Consider the following 2,682-nt stretch of genomic DNA (forward strand, 5'->3'; position numbering starts at 1 on the left):
CGCTCGATGCCCCTGGGGGTCAGTACAGGCTGATCGCCAGGCGCTGGCGGGCCTTGATCACGCGCGGGTCGGTGGGCCCGACGATCTCGAAGTACTCGACGAGCCGCACGCGGAGCTTCTCCTTCGCGTCCGCGTCGGCGCCGGGGAGCAGCTCGAGCAGGCGGGCGAAGGCGTCGTCCACCTTGCCGCCGAGCATGTCCATGTCGGCCACGGCGAGCTGCGCCTCGACGTCCGTCGGGGCGTCGGCCGCCGCGGTCCGGGCGGCCTGCAGGTCGGCACCGCGGGTGCGCTGCAGCAGGCGGACCTGCGCCAGGCCGGCCACCGCGAGGGCGTCCTTCGGGTCCTGCTTGATCGCCTTCTCGTACGCGGCGACGGCGGTGTCGAGGTCGTCGCGCTCGATCGCGTCGTACGCCTCCTGGTGCAGCGGCGGCAGCGGCTCCTCGACCGGCTCCTGGTCGAGGGCCTCCGCGGGCTCCTCGCCCTCCGCGCCCTGAGCGGGGGCGCGTCCCGTGACGCCGTTCTGCTCGGCCGCGGCCAGCACCTGGTCCAGGACGCCGCGCACCTGCTCCTCGGGCGCCGCCCCCTGGAACAGCGGGAGGGGCTGGCCCTGCAGGACCGCGACCACGGTCGGCACGCCCTGCACCTGGAAGGCGGCCGCCACCTGCGGGTAGGCCTGCGCGTCGAGGCGGCCGAGCAGGAACCGGCCGGCGTACTCCTCCGCAAGCCGGCCCAGCAGCTCGCCGAGATCGGCGTTGGCCTTGTCGGTGGGGATCCACAGCAGCATGACCACGGGGTACGTGGTCGAGTCCTGCACCACCTGCTGGAAGTTCGCGTCCGTGACGTCCAGCACGTAGCCGCCCGCCGACGGCGCGCCGCCGGGCTCCCCCGGGGGCGGCGACTGCGGGCGGTTCAGCGCCGACAGGTCGACGGCGCCACGCGTGCTGAAGGTCGGGTCGGGCGTGGGGTTGGTCATGGGCGCCATCCTACGAGCGGAGCGTCAGTTCGAGGCCGCCGTCGCCACGTGCGAGTAGCCGAGCGGCCGGATCTTCTCGTCGGAGCCCTTGGCCGGGACGTACAGCGCGACCATGTCCGTGTACCGGGTGTTCAGCACGTTGGTCTGCTCGGCGTCACCGAGGAGCGCCTTCTGCGTCTCGGAGAGGGCGGGCACCTTCGCGTCCTCCTCCGCCTCGACCGTGGTCCTGCCGTCGAGGACGCCCATGACGAGCGCCCCGCCGTCGGCCGTGCGGACCGCACGGACCTCGTCCTTGCGCGCCTTGTACTTCTGCGTGTACTTGGTCCCGGACTCCTCGAAGCCCTCGACCTCCTTCCACGCCGCCGCGTCGGCCGCGACGGCCGAGACCAGGTCGCCGTCCGGCAGCTCGAAGCCCTTCGCGAAGGACGACTTCTTGGCACCGAGGGTGACGATGTCCGCGTACTGCGCGAGGGCGTCGACGGGGGACGCCGCGAGGGAGTCGTCGTCCCCCGCCACGGCGTCCGATCCCACGGCCGAGTCGGCGAAGTACGGCATGCTCTGCCCAGGGATGAGCTGCACCCACGCCCACATCTTGTAGTCCGAGCGCGCGGACGCCTGCTCGAACGCCACGAGGCGCGGCGTCTCGAGGTCCTCGGTGCTGGACGTGATGGAGAAGCTGGTGCGCGGCCATCCCTCGGTGGTGGGGATGATCATCTGCTGGGACTCGCTCGGGATGTCCGTCACGAACTCCGCGTTGTCCCGCTTCTTGGCGACGGCGAGCTGGCTCTTGCGCACCTCGTACGCGGGCCCGTTCACGCGCGGCTTGAGCGCGTCGCTCTTGAGCGCCTTGTCGGCCTTCGCCACGGTGTCGGCGACCGCGGTGAACACCTGGGTGTCCTGCTCCTCGGTCAGCACGGGCCCGCTGAACGCCTCGCCGGCCTGGGGCTGGGGCAGCTCGTCGGCGCAGCCGGCGAGCAGCGTCGTCGACACGACGAGGGCGCTCGCCACGGCCAGGCCGCGGGTGGTACGGCGGTTCATCGGTTCTCCCCGTCGTTGTCGGTCGTGGGGTCGGAGGGCTGCCCGGTCCGGGAGGTGTCACCGAAGCCCCAGGTGGCGCGCCAGGCGGCGGCGCGGCCCGCGGGCGTGGAGGGGTCGGGTCGGGTGGCGTCCTGCTCGGACGCCCCGTCGGGCTGCGCCGGGCGCACCGCGGGGATCGAGCCGGTGATGGCGCGCAGCATGCGGGTCATCCCGCCCTGCTCCGCGGCCCGCCGGGCCTCCTCCTGGGCGCGCAGCTCCCGCCGCGTCATGCGCAGGGCGCCGGTGGCGGTGGTCGGCTCGGCCGGCACGGGCTCGTGCGCGGTCGGCTCGGCCGGAGCGGGGACGGGCAGGCTGCCGAACGGCGCAGGGGCCGCCACGGGCGCCGGGTCGGCCGAGGGCGTGGCCGGCGCGTCGGACGGCGCGTCGGCGGTCTCGTCGCGCTGGCGGCGGCGCGACCGGCGCAGCAGCCGGCCGGCGAGCGGCACCTCGGCGGTGCCGGCGGCCGAGTCGCGCGCCGTGCCGTCCTCCGGGGGTCAGGTCCTCCAGCCGGTCGCCGCTGACGCGGCGGCGCTGCCAGGTGGCGAAGTCGGCGTACTGGAGGGCGAGCGGGGCGTTCGCCTCGGCGGGGGCGCCGGTGCGGGCGGCGTAGGCGCGTTCCAGTTCCGTGTAGA

The 2,682-nt window shown here is 74.6% G+C and carries 3 protein-coding genes; all 3 read right to left on the reverse strand.

Going from position 1 to position 2,682, the window contains the following annotated elements:
- Window positions 1-19: 19 nt before the first annotated feature.
- Genes ACFWEK_RS20610 through ACFWEK_RS20620 form a run of 3 tightly spaced genes read right to left on the reverse strand, consistent with a single transcriptional unit; the run spans window position 20 to window position 2,496 of the window.
- Complete coding sequence (locus tag ACFWEK_RS20610; RefSeq protein WP_430547591.1) at window positions 20-973, reverse strand: tetratricopeptide repeat protein; 954 nt, start codon at window positions 971-973, stop codon at window positions 20-22.
- Between the two features lie 24 nt (window positions 974-997).
- Complete coding sequence (locus ACFWEK_RS20615) at window positions 998-2,011, reverse strand: hypothetical protein (RefSeq protein WP_430555249.1); 1,014 nt, start codon at window positions 2,009-2,011, stop codon at window positions 998-1,000.
- Entirely contained in the window at window positions 2,008-2,496 is a 489-nt protein-coding gene (locus tag ACFWEK_RS20620) for a hypothetical protein (protein ID WP_430555250.1), read from the reverse strand. Before ACFWEK_RS20620 ends, ACFWEK_RS20615 begins: the two co-directional genes overlap by 4 nt.
- Between the last annotated feature and the right edge of the window lie 186 nt (window positions 2,497-2,682).

The organism is Isoptericola sp. NPDC060257 (genome assembly GCF_042726645.1).
In the GTDB taxonomy this organism is placed as follows: Bacteria; Actinomycetota; Actinomycetes; order Actinomycetales; family Cellulomonadaceae; genus Isoptericola; species Isoptericola nanjingensis.

Excerpts from the sequence above, each read along its gene's own strand:
- ACFWEK_RS20610 (WP_430547591.1), bottom strand. The coding sequence starts at position 973 with ATGACCAACCCCACGCCCGACCCGACCTTCAGCACGCGTGGCGCCGTC.
- ACFWEK_RS20615 (WP_430555249.1), bottom strand. The coding sequence starts at position 2,011 with ATGAACCGCCGTACCACCCGCGGCCTGGCCGTGGCGAGCGCCCTCGTC.